This window comes from Lentibacillus sp. L22 (assembly GCF_040812445.1).
GTDB classification, from domain to species: Bacteria; Bacillota; Bacilli; order Bacillales; family Amphibacillaceae; genus Lentibacillus_C; species Lentibacillus_C daqui.
The window spans coordinates 17,220-36,009 of record NZ_JBFNXI010000035.1 but is presented as its reverse complement, the minus strand read 5'-3'; the positions used below and the strand labels follow the sequence as shown (position 1 = coordinate 36,009).

The window sequence follows — 18,790 nt, the reverse complement described above, 5'->3', positions numbered from 1 at the left end:
AAAAAAATAAAGCCATCACAGGCTTTAAAGGCAATTTCTGATTATGTAGGTGTCAAACTCCCGAATTGGAAGTATTATACTTACCGCACCAACTTCAAGGGTGACAAAAACAGTAATTGAAAATGCTTCTATTGATATTAGGGATGCTGCCAAAAGGATCTCAACCATTCTTGGGGCAACTTTATAACTACTTCGCGGCTGTTTGGAGGATTATCATCTTCTGAACTGCCTTATTTTTTAAAAAATAATGTTGACAGAATGTTGGAATTATAATAGGATTAAATTATAAATGGTACAGTGTACCACAATACGGTACAGGTAAGTGCGGATTTATTTTTGATATCAATGGAGAGCGATATTAATTGAGAGGTGATAAGAATGAAGAAAGTTGGATTTATCGGAGTAGGTGTGATGGGGCATTGGATGGTAAATAGGTTAATAGAACATGGAAAAGACCTAATTATTTATGACTCTAATAGAAATGCCCTTCAACCATTTGAGAAAAGTAATGCTAATATAGCAAATTCCATAACAGAGGTTGGAGAAGTAAGTGACATAGTTATATTAATGCTTCCGGATTCCTCCATTGTAAATGAAGTTATAACAAACGATAACGGTTTGATCCATTCTATGGAAAAAAATACTATTATTATTGACATGAGCAGTTCTTATGCATTTGAAACACAAAAAATGAAAGCATTTTTAAATAAATCTAATATTCGTATGGTCGATGCTCCAGTTTCGGGAGGTGTTAATGGAGCTAAAAATGGAACATTAACAATTATGGTTGGTGGTGACAAAGACGATTACCGAGAAATAGAGTCCCTACTAAACTGTATGGGCAGTCAAATAAAATTGATTGGTGATAACGGAGCCGGTCATGCCTTAAAGGCGATAAATAATTATTTATCTGCTACGAGTATGTATGCTACTGCGGAGGCCATGATTTTAGCTGAAAAGTTAGGTGTTGATCCAGAAATTGCTATTGAAACAATCAACCAGTGCACTGGACAAAGCTTTTCAACCCACGTTAAATATCCGAATTATGTTTTATCGAGAAAGTTTGAATCTAACTTTTCTATGCATCTTTTATTAAAAGACATTAAGATGGCTAAAGCAATGGCGAGCGATTCACAAATGCCTATGTTATTGGGTTCTACCGTAGTGGAAATATATGAAGCTGCCTATCTTATGGGAAGGGATGAGCAAGATCATACAGAAATAATTAAATTCCTTGAGCAATTGACTAATGAGAAGTTAGGAACAAAGGGTAATTTCTCAAATGTTTAACATTTCATGAGGTTAATAGGCTTAAAATAATTGAAGTAAAATCAAAAATTATCCGAGGGAGAGAGACAAATGAAAGAAATGTATGAAAGGGGATTAGAAATCCGGAAAGAAGTATTAGGTAAGGAGTATGTTGAATCATCCATTAATAATGCCACAGATTTCAACAGAGAGCTACAAGAGATAGTTACTACATATTGTTGGGGAGAAATTTGGAATCGAGAAGGTTTACCCAAGAAAACTAGAAGTATTATAAATCTAGCAATGATAACAGCTTTGAATCGCCCGCACGAACTTAAACTTCATGTCCATGGTGCATTGAGAAATGGATTAACTGAAGTCGAGATTAAAGAAGTGTTATTGCAAACTGCTATTTATTGCGGCGTTCCTGCAGCAATTGATAGTTTCCGTGTTGCTAAAGAAGTAATAGATAATTATCAAGACGAATAATTAGAAGGATTTCCTAAGCTTACATTTTTGTGCATCCAAAATAAGTCAGGCAAAAGCCAACCTACTTAAAGGTAGGTGCTTTTATAGGCATAGGCCACTTCCTAACGTAGAAAGCCCCTAAAGATTAAAATAATGTGAAAATAAAAATCCCCTGATTTGGATATATCTAAATCAGAGGGTTTTTATTTTTAATAACATTAAGACGACTTTAATCCGCCCAGTATTAGTTGTGTGATAATTAATATTGCTGATTTGCAAAAAGTACTAACCCGATGAGTTAATCACTATCAGTGAACACACCTGAATTTTTAAAAAATAAACAATAGAAATAACATTGATTGTTACATAGGGATTTATTTGGTATACTGTATCCAAATTGAATAAATAGTGGGGAGAGGATAAAATGATAACAGAACAGCTTGTAAGACATCTAATAAACACGTCTTACGATGATATTCCGGATAAGATAATTGAACATGGAAAAAAAGCATATTAAATTGGTTAGGGATAACAATTGGAGCAATACAACATAGATCAATAGATATCTTATTAGATGTAACAAATGAGTTATCCAATGAATCACAAGCCACTATCTTAGGACGTTCTAAAAAAAGTGATTTGCTTTCGGCTGTTCTCATTAATGGAACAGCATCTCATATATTCGATTATGATGACACACATTTAGATACTGTCCACCATCCAAGTGGTCCTGTGGCACCTGTTGTGTTTGCTTTAGGAGAAAAATATAATATTGCCCCACGGGAATTATTACGTGCTTTTATATTGGGATGTGAGGTCGAACTAAGAATAAGTAATGCTATTTCCCCTTCTCATTATCAAAAAGGATTTCACATCACATCAAGCACCGGGGTATTTGGTGCTGCAGTTGCTGCAGGTATAATTTTAGATCTTAGTGAGGAAGAAATGGCAATGTGCCTTGGTCTTGCGGGAACACAATCCTTTGGTTTAAGAGAAATGTTCGGTACAATGACTAAACCATTTCATCCCGGTAAGGCAGCACAAAATGGGTTGTTATCTGTATTATTAGCTAGAAAGGGTTTTACAAGTTCAATGCATGTACTTGAGGCAAAACGTGGTTTCTTAAATGTGTATAGTCCGGAAAGTCAACCAGAAAGGATTCTAGAAGAGTGGGGCAGTACATGGGAAATTGAAAAAAATGCTTTCAAACCTTATGCTTGTGGAATTGTACTTCACCCATCCATTGATGCATGTATTCAATTAAGTGAATTCGCAACTCCAGAGGAAGTAAAAGAAATTAGGTTAAAAGTACATCCTTATGTATTAGAGTTAACAGGAAAAGAAAATCCAACAACAGGACTTGAGGGGAAATTTAGCATTTTCCACACATGTGCGGTGTCTTTTATAGAAAAAGATGCCTCAGAAAACCAATTTCAAGACCAGGTGGTTACACATCCAAAGGTAATTGAACTCAGGAAAAAAATAAAGCCATATACAGATCCCCAAATTGCAAAAGATACGGTTTCAGCAGTTTTAATAAAACAAGATGGAGGTAAACATAACGTATATATCAAACATGCAACCGGAAGCCTTGAAAATCCAATGACAAAGGCTATGCTTGTTGCTAAATTCACCAAACTTTGTAGCAATATATTAACTGAATCGCAAATTGCTCATGTCATAAAGGATGTTTCTAGGTTTGAAGGGTTGAACACATTAGATCAGCTTTTATGTAATATAAGATCTGTTCAGTAACGTTATTGTAAGCGTTTTACTATATTATAGAAAAGGGATGGTTTTTTTGTCATTAAGTCAAAAGTTAGCCAACTATATTCATTCAACAACATACGATGATTTACCAAAAAATGTTGTCTCTTTTACAAATTTATGTGTCTTGGATTATTTTGGTTCAGCTTTAGCTGGGGCTTCTAAGTCTCCAGTAAAGATGATTGATGAACTAGTTAAAGAAATGGGTGGTAAACAACATGCAAGCCTGGTAACAGGTGGAAAATCTTCTACAATCAATGCTGCCTTCGTTAACGGTGCAGCAAGCCATATTGTAGAACTAGATGATATTCATAAATCTTCTATTATACATGCTGCAACAGTTGTTATACCTGCAGCACTTGCAGTAGCAGAATTTAAAAAAAGAACAGGAAAGGAGTTAATCACTGCTATTGTTGCTGGTTACGAGGTTTGTTATCGAATTGGTGAAGCGGTGAGTCCTTCTCATTACTATTATTGGCATAATACGGCAACATGTGGCACATTTGGTGCTGCGGCTGCTGCGGCAAAAATGTTAGACCTTGGAGAAGGACAAATCATTCATGCACTTGGTAATGCTGGGACCCAAGCCGCCGGTTTATGGGAGTTTATTGAAGATGGAGCGATGACGAAGCAATTACATCCTGGTAAAGCAGCTATGAACGGTGTTATTAGCGCTTTGCTCGCCAAAAAAGGATTTACCGGTGCTCAAAAAATATTAGAAGGAAATCGAGGCTTCTTTAAAGCAATGAGTGACGATTATCAAGCGGAAAAAATAACAGCTGGATTAGGTGACCAATATAAAATTATGGAAAATTCCTTTAAAATTCATGCTTCCTGTCGTCACACACATCCCGCCATGGATTTAATGATAAGCCTAAAAAATGAGCGTTCAATCAATATCGATGAAATTAACCAAATTAATGTACAGACCTACCAGGTTGGATACAATATTACCAATAATGATCAACCTGATAGTGAATATGCATCAAAGTTTAGTTTGCAGTTTTGTACAGCACTAGCTTTAATTAATGGTAAAGGTGGATCTGAACAATTTAATAATCAAACACTTTGGGAAAATGGAATTCGCGAACTGATGAAACGGGTAAATGTTCAAGTGAGTTCGGAAATTGATCAATTCTATCCCGAAAAGTGGGGAACTAGTGTAGAAGTATATATGAAATCAGGAGAAGTTATCAAAAGGAGTACTGATTTTCCAAAGGGTGATCCAGAAAATCCTGTTTCGGTGGATGAATTAGTAAATAAATTTATGAATTTAGCTAGAAGTATTCCGGAAAATGAACGAATGGGGTTTGTTCATAAGGTTTTGCATTTAGAGACTATTGATAGTATCCGTGGGTTAATGGAATCCATATCCTACGGAAAGTAAATCGCTAACCTTTAGGAGAAAAATTTGGTTTTGGTTGGTCTAATTTAAATCTATGAACCACAAACATCTGGAACAAAAAATAGATGGCATTCCGGTAATGTTAACACAACATAACAATGAGGAATTGGAAAATGTTAACAACTGCTTGAAGATTATAATGAATTCAAGAGGTGTTGACATGCATTATCTTGGTAGGTCTTTAGGTATTAGGGAAGAAGAAAATGGGTTTAAAATGGAACTGGGATTACAAAATGAAAACACGTATGGGGTCGCCCAGGGCGGTGAAATATACACATTAGCAGTTGTTGCAATCGGTTATAATTTTTTGCAAAGGATTTCCAAAGGAAGGGTATTCACACAAGAACTAAAAGTTAATTTTGTTGCAAAAGGAAAGGGGAAAATTTATACGCGAAACCGAATATACTTCATTTGGGGGAATCGAACTGTTGTTGGTGACTGCAGTATAAAGGATGACCATGATCATTTAGTTGCTCAAGCATTGGGAACATTCTACATTACCGTTTAATTAATAGATTATTGATCATCGGTTAATATTGTATACCAAAAGCAACAGCTGTAAGTTTTTTAAAAAAGGGATTCCTTTACTAAATTTTCTTGAATAATAAATGCTGGATGGAGATGAAAACATGGATGAATTTTTATTAACCGAACAGGATCGTGCCACTTTACAATACAAAGTAACCACTAAATTACGGGAAGTAATTCTAAAGGGTGATTTTAAATTAGGAGATCGTTTGATTCAGGAGGAATGGGCTAGTAAATTAGGAGTAAGCAGAATGCCGATTCGTGAAGCGTTGAGACAACTTGAAGTAGAAGGGCTTGTAAGTATAGAACCGAGACGAGGAGCTATTGTAACACCGATATCCATAGATGATATTGAAGAGATATATCAATTAAGGGCGCTTTTGGAAGGGGAGGCAGTAGAACGTTCTTTACCATTTTTAGAAAAAAAGGATATTGATGAGTTAGAAAGTTTATATGAAGAAATGGTAAAGCTAAGCAACAAGGAAAAAGACGTTGAAACATACATGAATTTAAACACTTATTTTCACCGAATACTACGTCAAGGCTGCCCATGGAGAAGAATTCATCATATGATTGATACATTGTGGAAAGGTATCCCACTATATACACCGAGTTTGTTAGCCAATCATTTACGGGATTCACATAAGGAACATAAGGAAATGCTGGAGTATATTAAACGGAATGAACCGAAAAAGCTAAGGAAGGTAATGGAGACGCATATATTAAGAACACGTGATAATTTAATCAATATAATCAAAAAATCTGACAAGGATTAAAGTATTTTTTAATCCTTGTCATTTGAATGTTTTAACTAATATGGGAACCAATCAATATTATTCACTATCTCCATATTCATCATTCGCCTCACGTACAGCCTTATATACATCTGAACCAATGTCATCCTCGAACTCATCATAGATTGGTTCAAGTGCATCACGGAATTCTTGTATCTGATCGGGTGACAATTCTGTGACTTCAGTTTTCCCACGTTCTTTAATTGTTTCAAGTGATTCTTCGTTTAATGCTTTTGCCTTTTCTCTAGCTACCTTGGTCCCTTTTTCTACCCCTTTTTCTACAATTTCTTTTGTTTTATCATTCAGACTGTCCCAGAAAGTAGTGTTTGTAAAAATGGCATAATCTACACGTGTATGATTCATGATAGTCATATATTTTTGTACCTCGTCAAATTTCTTTGATTCTATATTACTCGAGGTATTTTCCTCTCCATCAACGACACCTTGATCAAGTGCAGTATAAAGTTCACCAAAAGGAATGGATTCAGATCCGGCTCCTAAACGGGAATAAATAGATTCAAGTACCTGTCCACCTTGTGTACGAAATTTTTGTCCTTTAAAATCATCGGGTGATTTAATAGGACCACTGTTGCTCGTAACATGCTTACCCCCATTTGGCCACCAATAAAGACCTAAAACGCCGTCTTTCTTTAAACTTTTCAAGATTTCTTGGCCCTTTTCCCCATCCCAAAATGCTTCAGCTGCCTCATCATTATCGAAAGCGAATGGAAGTGATGGTACATTGAATTGTGGGTTATGTCCCACAAACTTTGATATATCCGGTGCGATAAACTGAACATTATTTGAAACAAGATTTTGATATTCATCATCATCGCCAAAAAGAGAACTATTTGGATAGATCTCTACTTTTATTTTTTCATTAGATTCAGATTCAATATATTCCTTCATTGCTAATGCCCCTTGGTGTTTAGGGGTATTTTCAGCAACAACATGTGAGAACTTTATCGTTAACTTTTGAATTCCATCATCATCACTGCCACCAGACGCGCTTTTATTACATCCAGTCAAGGCTATAGTAAGAATTAATGCTCCAACTAAAAAGAATACTTTTTTCATTTAATGTGGCCTCCCTTTACTGTTTAAAATGAATACACCTCTTACATTGGTTTTCTTAAAAACACTACGAATGTTTTTATTTAACAGAGTACTCCCATGTATCAACCTCCTTTTTTATTATGTAAGGGTTTACAAAAGGCGACTGCCTAAATATAACTACGGTGTAAAAGTAATCCATTGACTTGATTCTTTAACGGTATAATGAATTATCAAAGGATTTTGGATACAATTATAGTTTATATGCTAGCATATTTTATATATTGTGTAAAGAGTATTTATTAAATAATATTAATTTTTTAAAAATGAGAAGTTGACCATTATGTGGTATAGAGAGCGGAACGTTTAATTTTAATTTCAATTATTTTTATGTCTTGCAAATTCATAATATTTATATTAATATATTATTCAAGTTAGTATCCAAAATACAATTTTAAAAGGGGGATGGGAAATTGAAAATATTAACCATCATAGAAAATACGATTTCAGCTATTTTATTTATGGCTGGAATAGGCATTAGTTTATATTCTGTTTTTATGCGTTACGTTGTCGGCCATTCACAAAGTTGGGCCACAGAAATTTTTACAATGTTGCTTGTTTGGGCTATATTTATAGGGTTTTCAACTGCGTTAAGAGAGGATAAACATATTTCAATAGATATTTTGTATGATCGGGTAGGAGCTACAATGAAAAAAATATGCGAATTAGCAACACTTATTTTTGGAATCGCTTTCAGTATGTTTTTTATTTGGGCAGGATATGAAGTTGTCGTTGCTGCTTATGAACAAGGCTCTAGAACAATAGATGTTGGATTTCCGATCTGGATTAGTTACCTGATTATGCCGATTGCCGGTATTCTTTTGTTGATACGTTTTATAGAAAAAGCTTACAAGTTTTTTAGGTATGGACCGATTAAGAAGGGGGCTGACACGGAATGGCAACAGTAATACTGATTGGTTTGTTATTTATTTTAGCATTTTTAAGGGTTCCAATTGCTATTTGTTTGGGGATTTCCAGTGTTATTGCATTATGGCTCTCAGGATTCTCTGTAGATACCGTTGTGCAAAAAATGTTTACAGGCGTAAATAGTACAACTTTAATGGCTATTCCGGGATTTGTATTTGCGGGATTAATTATGGCAAAGGGCGGTATTTCCAAATATTTGATTAATTGTATACAAGCTTGGATTGGCCATGTGAAAGGTGGGCTTTCTGTTGTCACTGTTATCACCTGTATGATTTTCGCAGCCATTTCTGGGTCAAGTCCGGCAACTGCTGCAGCAATTGGATCTGTTATGATACCAATGATGTTAAATGCTGGTTATGATAAACGTTATTCCATGGGGTTAGTTGCAACCGCGGGGACATTAGGAATTTTAATCCCACCTTCGATTCCACTCATACTTTATGGTTCCGTTGCGGAGGAATCCACTGGCAAATTATTTTCGGCTGGTATTTTACCAGGAATTTTTCTTGGGGGTGTGCTAATTGTATATGCAGTAATTGTTGCCAGACGCAAAAATTATGGGGGAGATGAAAAAACGCCACTATCCAAGCGATGGAAACCTAGTATTAAAGCTGTTTGGGGACTATTAATGCCTGTTTTAATCCTGGGGAGTATTTACGGAGGGATAGTTACACCTACAGAAGCTTCTTTTTTGGCAGTTTTATACGCGTTAATTGTTTCTGTTTTCATTTATCGTGAACTGAATTGGAAATCATTTTATAAGATTGTGCTCGAATCGATAAATACGACATCTATGATATTTTTAATTATTGCTTCAGCATTAGTATTCGCAATGTTTTTAACAACTGAGCAAATACCGCAAATGTTTGCCTCATGGGTAAGTGAAAGTGGATTAAATAAGTGGACTTTCTTGTTGGTGGTAAACGTTTTATTCTTTATCTTAGGTATGTTTCTAGAGCCAACAGCGATCATCTTGATCACACTGCCAATATTCTTGCCAATTTTACAAACGCTAGATATAAACGTCATTCATTTTGCGATAATCATGGTTGTCAATATGGAACTTGGTATGATTACACCCCCTGTAGGATTAAATTTATTTGTTGTTACCGGGGTTATGAAAGAAAAGGTCGAAAATGTCATTCGTGGTGTTGTACCGTTTTTCGGATTGTTCGTGATTGTATTAGTTATCATTATACTTTTTCCATCGCTCTCCCTCTACCTCACAAAGTAATACTTTAAAATAACGGAATGTAGGGAGAAAGAATAGCATAGCCAAAAAAGTATTATTGGATTAGTTAAGTAAGCCAATAACGTTAATGTCTAAATATTATTAATTAATTACTTTACAGGGAAAATTCATTGTATTACACTGATATTGTATCCAATCTCCAATATCCATAATTGTAAATGTGCTTAACCTGAGGAATCTAGAAAGGGAGGAATAACCTTGTTTCGTTCATGGATGTTTATACCGGGAAGCCAGGATAAGCACCTGGAAAAGGCAGAATCATTATCTGCAGATGCACTTATTTTTGATTTAGAGGATGCTGTTTCCGAAAAAGATAAAGAAACAGCCAGATGCAAGGTGAAAAGTTGTCTCAGTCACCTAACCGAAAAAACAAACTTTGTACGGGTTAATGCGTTGACAACTCCCCATTTTCTTGAAGATGTGCGTAAGGTAGTATGTAGCGAATTAGCTGGAATTGTGTTACCAAAAGTGAATCAAAAAGAAGACATTGGGATTGCAGATTATCTCCTGGGTCAGTTTGAAATGAGGTATCATCTCCCAAAGGCCTTCACAAAAATTGTACCAATTATTGAAAGCGCTTCGGGATTATATCGTGCACACGAAATTGCTACGGCAAGTGAAAGAATTTCCTGTCTCGCATTCGGAGCAGAAGACTACAAACTTGATGTCACGATAGACTCACAAGGGAGCGAGTTAGAATTACTCTATGCACGATCGAAATTAGTTACTGCATCAAAAGCAGCCGGGAAAGATGCTCCCATTGATTCTGTTTATACAGATTTTGGAGATGAAAAAGGACTTGAAGAATCCGCTAAAATGGGGAAAAAGCTTGGTTTTCAAGGGAAGCTTCTTATTCATCCAAAACAAATAAATACGGTTAATAGCGTTTATTCACCTACGGAAGAGCAGATCAAAGAAGCCAAAAGAATCTTGGAAGTGTATGAAACATCTTTCAATCATGAAGATGGTGCAATTCAGATTGATGGAAAAATGGTGGACCGTCCTGTTGTTGAACAGGCAAGGAAATTGTTGTCACTTGTGGAGGTTTAGATATACACGATAAGTATAATAGGAATTTGATAGGAGGAATAACATGTTACCTTTAGACGGTATAACTGTAGTGGCATTGGAACAAGCAATTGCCGTTCCGTTTGCAACCCGTCAATTAGCTGACTTAGGTGCAAGGGTGATTAAAGTGGAACGACCGGAAACTGGAGACTTTGCCAGGAACTATGACACTACAGTAAACGGGCTATCCAGTCACTTCGTTTGGTGTAACCGTTCCAAGGAATCGATAGAGCTAAATCTAAAATCGGAAACTGGAAAAGAAGCGCTCGGACGATTAATTGAAGGTGCGGATGTACTTATTCAAAACCTGGCTCCGGGTGCCTTGGAACGAATGGGTTTTGATCCCGTAGATCTTGCGGAAAAATATCCAGCGCTTATTATATGTAGTTTATCTGGCTATGGAAAAGATGGGCCATATGCAAATAAAAAGGCTTATGATTTATTAGTACAATGCGAGGCCGGACTTGTCTCCATAACGGGCAGCGAAGAAACACAAGCAAAATCAGGTATTTCTATTGCCGACATAGCTGCTGGAATGTACGCTTACTCCGGTATTTTAACAGCATTGCTAAATCGTGAAAAAACGGGAAAAGGCACAATTATGGAGGTATCCATGTTGGAAGCGCTTGGCGAATGGATGGGCTATCCCTTATACTATGCAGCCTATGGCGGTACTGAGCCGAAACGCACCGGGGCAAGCCATTCAACCATCTATCCATATGGTCCATTTCAATGTGGCGATGGTAAAACAGTATTTATTGGTTTACAAAACGAACGAGAATGGGTTAATTTTTGTAGCATTGTTCTTGAAGATCGGGATTTGGCCACGGATTCCAGGTTTGAAAATAACTCCAACAGATCAGCTAATCGGCAGGAACTAAAGAAATTAATTGAATACAGTTTTAAAAGCCTTACCTCAGATGAAGTATTAGAAAAAGTAGAAGAGGCCAAGATTGCGAATGCTCGATTGAATAATATGAAGGATTTCTTTGATCACCCGCAATTATCTGCTCGTAACCGATGGAGCGAGGTAGAAACTCCGGCCGGGAAGATTGCAGCACTTAAACCCCCAGTTACCGTGGAAGGTATGGAGGCAATGATGAAACCAGTGCCAGATTTGGGAGAACACACGGACCAAATTTTAGAAGAAATAGGAATGACAAAGGAATCCATGAAACAATAAATGATACATGGGAGGCAAACAAATGAGTGTAAAAGAAGGAATAAATATTAAAGAGGGATGGAACAGTCGTTTTTACGAGGACTTTAAGATTGGGGATATTTATCCTCATCCGCTAGGAAGAACAGTCACGAAAACAGATAACATTTATATGACGCTTTTAACACAAAACACAAATCCGATTCATTTTGATGATCATTTTTCCAAGGAGACGGAATTTGGCAAACCATTGGTAGATTCTACATTCACTGTTGCATTAGTTACAGGTCAATCGGTAACAGATATTTCCCAGAATGCCATGGCCAATTTGGGATGGGATGAAATTCGTTTGCCTAATCCGGTATTTGAAGGGGATACCATTTATTCTTACTCAAAAGTACTGGAGAAGCGGGAATCCAAATCACGTCCGAATGTGGGAATTGTGAAGGTGAAAACATGCGGATATAACCAAAGGGGCGAAGTGGTTATCACTTATAAACGTAACTTTATGATTTATAAAAAGGATCATGCTCCTAAAAAAGGCCATCCATTATTAGAAAAGGTTTTAGAAAACGAGGAGGCCTAATGAGACAGAAGGGCAGGTGAAGTTTCTTATGAAGGAAATCCATTATAACAAAATTATGGAGAATGTGGCTCGCATATGCCAAGAAGCCAATTATGATCTAGGGCAGGATGTTATTCATGCATTTGAGCAGGCAGTTAAAACAGAATCCTCTGATACCGGACAGGAAGTGCTGAACCAGTTAATCGAGAATGCAAATATCGCTACGCAGAACCGTGTACCTATGTGCCAGGACACCGGGGTCTCCGTTTTTATTGTCAAGCTGGGCCAAGATTGTCATATTGTTGGTGGTGGTTTAATAGATGCTATTAATCAAGGTGTTCGCGAAGGATATGAAGAAGGTTACCTCCGATATTCGATTGTGGATAATCCAATAACTCGGAAAAATACCGGAGATAACACACCCGCCGTTATTCATGTAGAACTTGTTTCAGGCGACAATCTTGAGATACAAATGACAGCCAAAGGCGGGGGAGCAGAAAATATGAGTGCCCTTAAAATGCTTACACCAAGTGATGGGCTTGAAGGGGTGAAAAAGTTTATTCTAGATACTGTTGAAGAGGCAGGTCCCAATGCCTGTCCGCCTTTAGTAGTTGGCGCAGGAGTCGGTGGTAATTTTGAATCATGCGCATACCTGGCTAAGAAATCCTTATTTAGACCGGTGGGTGAACGACACCAAGATTATGACATCGCGAATCTGGAAAAAGAACTGATCGATGATATTAATAAATTGGGTATTGGACCTCAGGGGATGGGTGGAAATACTACTGCGTTAGACGTGAAAATAGAAATTGCTCCCTGCCACATTGCAGCATTACCTGTCGCTGTTAACCTGAATTGTCATGCGAGCAGACATAAACATGTTATTCTTTAAGGTAAAGGATGGGAGAATCAATGTCTAAGATTAAAATGAATGTTCCATTTTCCGATGAATCCATCATTAAATCACTCCAGGCAGGGGACCAAGTTTTGTTGAGTGGTACGATTTATACGGCGCGTGATGCAGCACATAAACGAATGGTCGAACAGATAAACAATGGTAAAAGCCTTCCATTCGACATTCAAAATCAAGTCATTTATTATGTTGGTCCTACACCTGCAAAATCGGGAGAAATAATCGGCTCGGCTGGGCCAACAACAAGCAGTCGAATGGATGGCTACACCCCAACATTACTTGAACATGGGTTGAAAGGGATGATTGGCAAAGGTTACAGAAGTCCCAAAGTTATTGAGTCAATTGCCGATAATCATGCTGTTTATTTTGCGGCAATTGGTGGATCTGGTGCCTTGTTGTCACAAAGAATAAAATCCGTGGAAATGGTTGCATATGAAGATCTGGGAACGGAGGCAATCCGTAAACTGACAGTGGCAGAATTTCCTTGCATTGTAATTAATGATACAGAGGGTCGTGACTGGTATCAAGAATCGAAGGAGAAGTTCAGGCAGAATAGCTAATGCAAAATTAGAATGGACAGAAAACCAGTAAGGAGAGTGTTGGCAATGACACTAAGTACAATAGAAGAAATTGATTTGATCAGACAAAGTGTACGCTCGCTATGTGAAAAGTTTCCAGAATCTTATTGGCGGGAAGCCGATGAAAAGAAAGCGTATCCCGAGGAATTTATCAGAACTTTGACAGAAGAAGGTTGGCTATCCGTTTTAATCCCTGAAGAATATGGTGGAGCCGGTCTTGGAATGGCTGAAGCAGGTGTGATTCTGGAAGAAATCAATCGTTCTGGAGGAAATGCTGGTGCTGGCCATGCCCAAATGTATACGATGGGTGCCATTTTAAGACATGGAAATGAAGATCAGAAACAACGGTATTTGCCAAAGATTGCTAGTGGGGAATTGCGTTTACAGGCTTTTGGTATAACGGAACCAACCGCTGGAAGTGATACGACGAGCATAACTACCACTGCCAAGCGAGAGGATGATAAATATATTGTTAATGGCCAGAAGATTTTTATCTCGCGTACGCAACATTCGGATTTAATGCTCTTGTTGGCCAGAACGACACCTAAGGAACAAGTAGCAAAAAAATCTGACGGACTAAGTTTGTTTATTTTGGATATGAAGGACCAACAAGATAATATAACCATTCGTCCTATTGAGACAATGATTAATCATGCAACAACTGAGGTGTTTTTCGAAAATGTAGAAATACCGGTGGAAAATTTAATTGGGGAAGAAGGAAAAGGATTTAAACAGGTATTAAGTGGCATGAATGCAGAACGAATATTAATTGCCTCAGAAAGCATTGGAGATGGAAAATACTTCATTGACAAGGCCGTTCAGTATGCAAATGAACGAGAAGTATTTAATCGTCCAATTGGAAAAAACCAAGGTGTGCAATTCCCAATCTCACAGGCTTATATGGAGATTGAATCGGCCGTTTTAATGCGTGACAAAGCTGCAAAATTATTCGATGCGGGTGAGAACTGTGGAGCAGAGGCAAATATGGCAAAATATCTTACCACAGAATCCACATGGAAAGCAGCAAATGCTTGTATGACCACTTTTGGTGGATATGGTTTTGCTACAGAATATAATATCGAGCGTAAATTCAGAGAAGCACGCCTCTATATTGTTGCTCCGGTGACCAATAATTTGGTTACTACCTATGTGGGACAACATGTACTGGGGTTGCCGCGGTCTTTTTAATATAATTCGTTATAGGGAAGTTATGACGCACTATATTAAAAGAGTGTTGTTAGTTTGTTATAAAAATTTTTATGGAGTTTATTTAGACATCAGCTATTTGGAGTTGGTGTCTATTTTACTTTTAAACTTAAGAACCAAATCTTATAGGAGAGTTTAAAATAATATAAAAATAATTTGAATTAAAAAGATCGAACAGCATATTAATATAAGAGTTGTAAGTATTATTTGAAGGAGGCGACAGTATTTGGGTGATAAACAAAAAGGAAGAGTTGCGATAATGGATGAACCTGAAAAGTTAAGTTATCAGGATTATGAATTACCTTCTCCTGAAACAGGTGCTGTTCTTTTGAAAGTATTACGATCCAATATTTGCGGATCTGAGCTGCACATTTGGCGGGGACAACACCCAACGAAGAAAAGGGGAGTACTTGGACATGAAATGATTGGAGTGATTCACTCCTTAGGTGAGGGAGTAGAAACAGATTATGCTGGTGTGCCTGTAAAAGTGGGCGATCGAATTGTCTGTGCCTACTATATTACTTGTAAAAAATGCAAGGCTTGTAAAGAGGGCCAATTTCATTTATGTGAGCATGCATATGACTTTTGGAATCAACAACCAGAAGTAGGCTCTCATTTCCACGGTACCTTTGCGACACACTACTATGTTCATCCCAATCAATATTTTTATAAAGTTCCTGATGATGTATCTGATGCGGCTGCTGCTAGTGCCAATTGTGCATTATCACAGGTTTATTTTGGCCTGGATAAATCCGGGATTACTTATAATCAATCCATAGTTATTCAAGGTGCAGGAGGTTTGGGATTAAATGCTACCGCCATTGCGAAGGAAAGAGGCGCTACCGTTATTGTAATCGATGGAGTGGAAAGCAGACTAGTACAAGCAAAACAATTCGGCGCTGACTATGTTATTAATATGAATGACTATCAATCTTTAGAGGAACGAATTCAAGTAGTTTTAGAACTTACAGATCATACAGGAGCAGACTTTGCCTTAGAGGTTACCGGTGTTCCGGCGGCTTTTGCGGAAGGTATTTACTATATTAGGCCGGGTGGTAAATATGTGACAATCGGCAATATTACTCCAGGAAAAACGGTAGAATTTGATCCTGGATTATTAACAAGGAAATCGATTCAAATCATACCTGTCGTTCGATATAACCCATGGTATTTGCACAAGGCTTTAGAATTCCTATCGCGTACAAAAGATAAATACCCATTTGATCAAATGTTAGATAAAAGTTTTTCGATGGATGAAATAAAACTAGCATTAGATAAATCAGCTAAAAAAGAGGTGATTAGAGGAACAATCATAATCGGCGGTGATCAAGAATAAATAAGTATGCAACAGAATGCCTAATATTTGAATTCCATTAAAAACGGAGGGATTAGAATGAGTAAACCGAAGTTATATGTGCTAGATACTGGAACAATGAAAATGGATAAGAATTATATGGTTGCTATGCATCATCCGGCAAGTGTTGATGATCCAAGTCCACATGCTGAATTTATTGAATTCCCTGTTTATGCAGTTTTGATCGATCATCCGGAAGGCAAAATCCTATTTGATACGGGCTGTAATCCAGAAGGTATGGGGGAAAATGGAAGATGGCCGGAAGCAACCCAAAAGTTGTTCCCTTCCTTTCAAGATGAATCCTGTTATTTAATTAATCGTCTGGAACAATTAAGTGTAAGGCCTGAAGATATAAAGTACGTTGTTGCGTCACACTTGCACCTTGACCATGCGGGATGCCTGGAGTTATTTACAAATGCAACAGTTATAGTGCATGACACTGAGCTTTCTAATACGATGAAGCAATATGCGATGTCAAAGGATATGGGGGCTTATATTTGGGCAGATGTAGATGCTTGGATAAAGAATGAGCTTAGGTGGAAAACCATTATGCCACAGGAAGATGAGTTGGAACTTGCAAAGGGGATAAAAATATTAAACTTCGGTCCTGGTCATGCTTGGGGATTGTTGGGCTTACACGTGGAATTACCTGGAGAAGGTGGAATTATTCTTGCGTCTGATGCTGTTTATTCCTCCGAAAACTATGGTCCTCCGGTTAAAATACCAGGTATTATCTATGATTCGGTTGGATATATACATGCGGTAGAAAAGATAAAAAAATATGCGGAAAGAACCAATTCACAGGTATGGTTTGGGCATGATGCCAAGCAATTTAGAAAGTTTATTAAATCAACGGAAGGATTCTATGAATAATACCTTGCGAAAGTGAATTGAGTTTAGTCTTATGATATGGAGACATAACGGATCATGGGGCTTTAACAAATTACTATGTAATAAGGAAAGGTGCGTCGTATGGAAACGACAAAATTGGATGCCTATTATTATGGCTCTTTTATTAATGGAAAAGAAAGAACGAAAGAGGAGAGAAAGGATTTAGAGGTTCATAACCCATATAACGGTGAATTAATTGGGAAGATATCTTGTGCTACACAAGATGACGTGAATGATGCCATTGAAATTGCAGACAATGTTTTTCACCGTACAATGAAACTCATGCCCGCACATAAACGTTCAGATATTTTACGGAAGACTGCAGATTTACTGGAAAAAAGGGCGGAGAAATTTGCTTATCTATTAAGTATCGAAGCAGGAAAGCCAATTCGCGAAAGTCGTGGAGAAGTTACACGTGCACTGCAGGTTCTAAGATTTGCTGCTGAAGGGGCAAAGACAATTTATGGCGAACAAATTCCAATGGATAGCGCAGTTGGCGGAGAGAATCAAATAGGAATTTCCAAACGGGTTCCCTTAGGTGTAGTTGCAGCGATTACCCCATTTAATTTTCCATTAAATCTTGTACTTCATAAGGTAGCACCAGCTATTGCTGTTGGAAACACGGTAGTATTGAAGCCTGCAGAAAAAACGCCATTCTCGCCAGTTTTACTTTATCAATTATTTGAAGAAGCCGGATTACCATCTGGAGCACTTAATATTGTAATGGGACCCGGACAGAAACTCGTTTCTCCCCTTGTGACACATCCGAAAGTTAAAAAGGTAACATTTACAGGAAATGGCGACGTGGGATGGAAGATTGATGAGATGGCAAAACGTAAAAAAGTAACTTTAGAGTTAGGATCGAATGCTCCAAATATTATTTTCGAAGACGGGGATTTGGATGTTGCCGTTCAAGCTATTGAAATGGGTGGTTATACGTATGCTGGTCAAGCATGTGTTTCCGCACAACGTACGTATGTTCATGAACATGTATATGAAGCGTTTGTAGAAAAGCTAATCGCAAAGGTGAGAGCATTAAAAATGGGTGATCCACTTGATGAGTCAACGGAAATGGGCCCTATGATAACCGAGGGGGCAGCAAAAAGGGCAGAAGCGTGGGTGGAAGAAGCGATTGAACAAGGTGCTAAATTACTAACCGGTGGGAAACGGCACGGTACTTTTTTTGAGCCAACAGTATTAGCACAAGTCACTCCAGAAATGAAAGTGATGTGTGCAGAAGTGTTTGCGCCAATTGTATGTGTCATGGCATTTTCAACAGAAGAAGAAGTGATCAAACATGCAAATGATACGGATTTGGGATTACATGCAGGTGTGTTTACTACAGATATTAATAAGGCTATGCGTGTAGCGAATGCCATTGAAACTGGAGGGGTATGGATCAATGAAGTCTCGGTTCGCCGCTATGATCACATTCCCTATGGCGGTGTGAAAAATAGCGGTATCGGTAAAGAAGGAGTTAAATATGCCATTGAGGAAATGACAGATACTAAATTTATTGGGATAAAGTTAATCTAACCTTTAAATACAGGGAAC

At 37.6% G+C, this 18,790-nt stretch carries 18 protein-coding genes; 17 read left to right on the top strand and 1 reads right to left on the bottom strand.

The features are described from left to right. Positions 1–378 precede the first annotated feature (378 nt). The 6 genes from ABRT01_RS13715 to ABRT01_RS13690 all read left to right on the top strand — a co-directional run bounded on the left by ABRT01_RS13715 (position 379) and on the right by ABRT01_RS13690 (position 6,192). Positions 379–1,290, top strand: coding sequence for an NAD(P)-dependent oxidoreductase (locus tag ABRT01_RS13715; RefSeq protein WP_367747945.1), 912 nt, complete (start codon positions 379–381; stop codon positions 1,288–1,290). A 69-nt stretch (positions 1,291–1,359) separates the two neighbouring features. Beyond that, positions 1,360–1,737, top strand: a complete 378-nt coding sequence (locus ABRT01_RS13710) for a carboxymuconolactone decarboxylase family protein (RefSeq protein ID WP_367747942.1) — start codon at positions 1,360–1,362, stop codon at positions 1,735–1,737. Positions 1,738–2,226: 489 nt separating this feature from the next. Then, complete coding sequence (locus ABRT01_RS13705) at positions 2,227–3,471, top strand: MmgE/PrpD family protein (protein WP_367747948.1); 1,245 nt, start codon at positions 2,227–2,229, stop codon at positions 3,469–3,471. 46 nt (positions 3,472–3,517) lie between these two features. Continuing rightward, entirely contained in the window at positions 3,518–4,870 is a 1,353-nt protein-coding gene (locus ABRT01_RS13700; RefSeq protein ID WP_367747939.1) for an MmgE/PrpD family protein, read from the top strand. A gap of 178 nt (positions 4,871–5,048) precedes the next feature. Then, a complete protein-coding gene (locus ABRT01_RS13695) occupies positions 5,049–5,396 on the top strand; it encodes a PaaI family thioesterase (protein ID WP_367747936.1) in 348 nt (115 codons plus the stop codon). 121 nt (positions 5,397–5,517) lie between these two features. Beyond that, a complete protein-coding gene (locus tag ABRT01_RS13690; protein WP_367747933.1) occupies positions 5,518–6,192 on the top strand; it encodes a GntR family transcriptional regulator in 675 nt (224 codons plus the stop codon). Between the two features lie 57 nt (positions 6,193–6,249). On the opposite strand, the gene ABRT01_RS13685 is transcribed toward ABRT01_RS13690, so the two are convergent. Continuing rightward, positions 6,250–7,287, bottom strand: a complete 1,038-nt coding sequence (locus tag ABRT01_RS13685; protein ID WP_367747930.1) for a DctP family TRAP transporter solute-binding subunit — start codon at positions 7,285–7,287, stop codon at positions 6,250–6,252. 449 nt (positions 7,288–7,736) lie between these two features. On the opposite strand from ABRT01_RS13685, the gene ABRT01_RS13680 reads away from it, so the two are divergent. The 11 genes from ABRT01_RS13680 (at position 7,737) to ABRT01_RS13630 (ending at position 18,772) form a co-directional block, all read left to right on the top strand. Continuing rightward, positions 7,737–8,231: a TRAP transporter small permease gene (locus ABRT01_RS13680; RefSeq protein ID WP_367747927.1), complete on the top strand. Its 495-nt coding sequence runs from the start codon at positions 7,737–7,739 to the stop codon at positions 8,229–8,231. Continuing rightward, positions 8,219–9,484, top strand: coding sequence for a TRAP transporter large permease (locus tag ABRT01_RS13675; protein ID WP_367747924.1), 1,266 nt, complete (start codon positions 8,219–8,221; stop codon positions 9,482–9,484). The genes ABRT01_RS13680 and ABRT01_RS13675 overlap by 13 nt, the downstream gene beginning before the upstream one ends. Before the next feature lie 216 nt (positions 9,485–9,700). Next, on the top strand, positions 9,701–10,552 hold the full coding sequence (locus ABRT01_RS13670; protein ID WP_367747921.1) for an HpcH/HpaI aldolase/citrate lyase family protein: 852 nt from the start codon (positions 9,701–9,703) through the stop codon (positions 10,550–10,552). 43 nt (positions 10,553–10,595) lie between these two features. Further along, the gene (locus tag ABRT01_RS13665; protein WP_367747918.1) at positions 10,596–11,753 is read left to right on the top strand and encodes a CaiB/BaiF CoA transferase family protein; all 1,158 of its coding nucleotides are present in this window, start codon (positions 10,596–10,598) and stop codon (positions 11,751–11,753) included. Positions 11,754–11,775: 22 nt separating this feature from the next. Further along, positions 11,776–12,315, top strand: coding sequence for a MaoC family dehydratase (locus ABRT01_RS13660; RefSeq protein WP_367747915.1), 540 nt, complete (start codon positions 11,776–11,778; stop codon positions 12,313–12,315). A 28-nt stretch (positions 12,316–12,343) separates the two neighbouring features. Further along, a complete protein-coding gene (locus ABRT01_RS13655; protein ID WP_367747912.1) occupies positions 12,344–13,186 on the top strand; it encodes a fumarate hydratase in 843 nt (280 codons plus the stop codon). Positions 13,187–13,206: 20 nt separating this feature from the next. Then, positions 13,207–13,767, top strand: coding sequence for a Fe-S-containing hydro-lyase (locus ABRT01_RS13650; RefSeq protein WP_367747909.1), 561 nt, complete (start codon positions 13,207–13,209; stop codon positions 13,765–13,767). A gap of 45 nt (positions 13,768–13,812) precedes the next feature. Further along, positions 13,813–14,973, top strand: a complete 1,161-nt coding sequence (locus ABRT01_RS13645) for an acyl-CoA dehydrogenase family protein (protein ID WP_367747906.1) — start codon at positions 13,813–13,815, stop codon at positions 14,971–14,973. Positions 14,974–15,217: 244 nt separating this feature from the next. Beyond that, the gene (locus ABRT01_RS13640; protein WP_367747903.1) at positions 15,218–16,327 is read left to right on the top strand and encodes a zinc-binding dehydrogenase; all 1,110 of its coding nucleotides are present in this window, start codon (positions 15,218–15,220) and stop codon (positions 16,325–16,327) included. A gap of 57 nt (positions 16,328–16,384) precedes the next feature. After that, positions 16,385–17,218, top strand: coding sequence for an AhlS family quorum-quenching N-acyl homoserine lactonase (gene ahlS, locus ABRT01_RS13635; RefSeq protein ID WP_367747900.1), 834 nt, complete (start codon positions 16,385–16,387; stop codon positions 17,216–17,218). A gap of 99 nt (positions 17,219–17,317) precedes the next feature. Then, positions 17,318–18,772, top strand: a complete 1,455-nt coding sequence (locus tag ABRT01_RS13630; RefSeq protein WP_367747897.1) for an aldehyde dehydrogenase family protein — start codon at positions 17,318–17,320, stop codon at positions 18,770–18,772. The last annotated feature ends 18 nt before the right edge of the window (positions 18,773–18,790 follow it).

Excerpts from the sequence above, each read along its gene's own strand:
- ABRT01_RS13675 (WP_367747924.1), top strand. The coding sequence starts at position 8,219 with ATGGCAACAGTAATACTGATTGGTTTGTTATTTATTTTAGCATTTTTA.
- ABRT01_RS13645 (WP_367747906.1), top strand. The coding sequence starts at position 13,813 with ATGACACTAAGTACAATAGAAGAAATTGATTTGATCAGACAAAGTGTA.
- ABRT01_RS13715 (WP_367747945.1), top strand. The coding sequence starts at position 379 with ATGAAGAAAGTTGGATTTATCGGAGTAGGTGTGATGGGGCATTGGATG.
- ABRT01_RS13695 (WP_367747936.1), top strand. The coding sequence starts at position 5,049 with ATGCATTATCTTGGTAGGTCTTTAGGTATTAGGGAAGAAGAAAATGGG.
- ABRT01_RS13650 (WP_367747909.1), top strand. The coding sequence starts at position 13,207 with ATGTCTAAGATTAAAATGAATGTTCCATTTTCCGATGAATCCATCATT.
- ABRT01_RS13685 (WP_367747930.1), bottom strand. The coding sequence starts at position 7,287 with ATGAAAAAAGTATTCTTTTTAGTTGGAGCATTAATTCTTACTATAGCC.
- ABRT01_RS13690 (WP_367747933.1), top strand. The coding sequence starts at position 5,518 with ATGGATGAATTTTTATTAACCGAACAGGATCGTGCCACTTTACAATAC.
- ABRT01_RS13710 (WP_367747942.1), top strand. The coding sequence starts at position 1,360 with ATGAAAGAAATGTATGAAAGGGGATTAGAAATCCGGAAAGAAGTATTA.
- ABRT01_RS13630 (WP_367747897.1), top strand. The coding sequence starts at position 17,318 with ATGGAAACGACAAAATTGGATGCCTATTATTATGGCTCTTTTATTAAT.
- ahlS (WP_367747900.1), top strand. The coding sequence starts at position 16,385 with ATGAGTAAACCGAAGTTATATGTGCTAGATACTGGAACAATGAAAATG.
- ABRT01_RS13660 (WP_367747915.1), top strand. The coding sequence starts at position 11,776 with ATGAGTGTAAAAGAAGGAATAAATATTAAAGAGGGATGGAACAGTCGT.
- ABRT01_RS13655 (WP_367747912.1), top strand. The coding sequence starts at position 12,344 with ATGAAGGAAATCCATTATAACAAAATTATGGAGAATGTGGCTCGCATA.
- ABRT01_RS13665 (WP_367747918.1), top strand. The coding sequence starts at position 10,596 with ATGTTACCTTTAGACGGTATAACTGTAGTGGCATTGGAACAAGCAATT.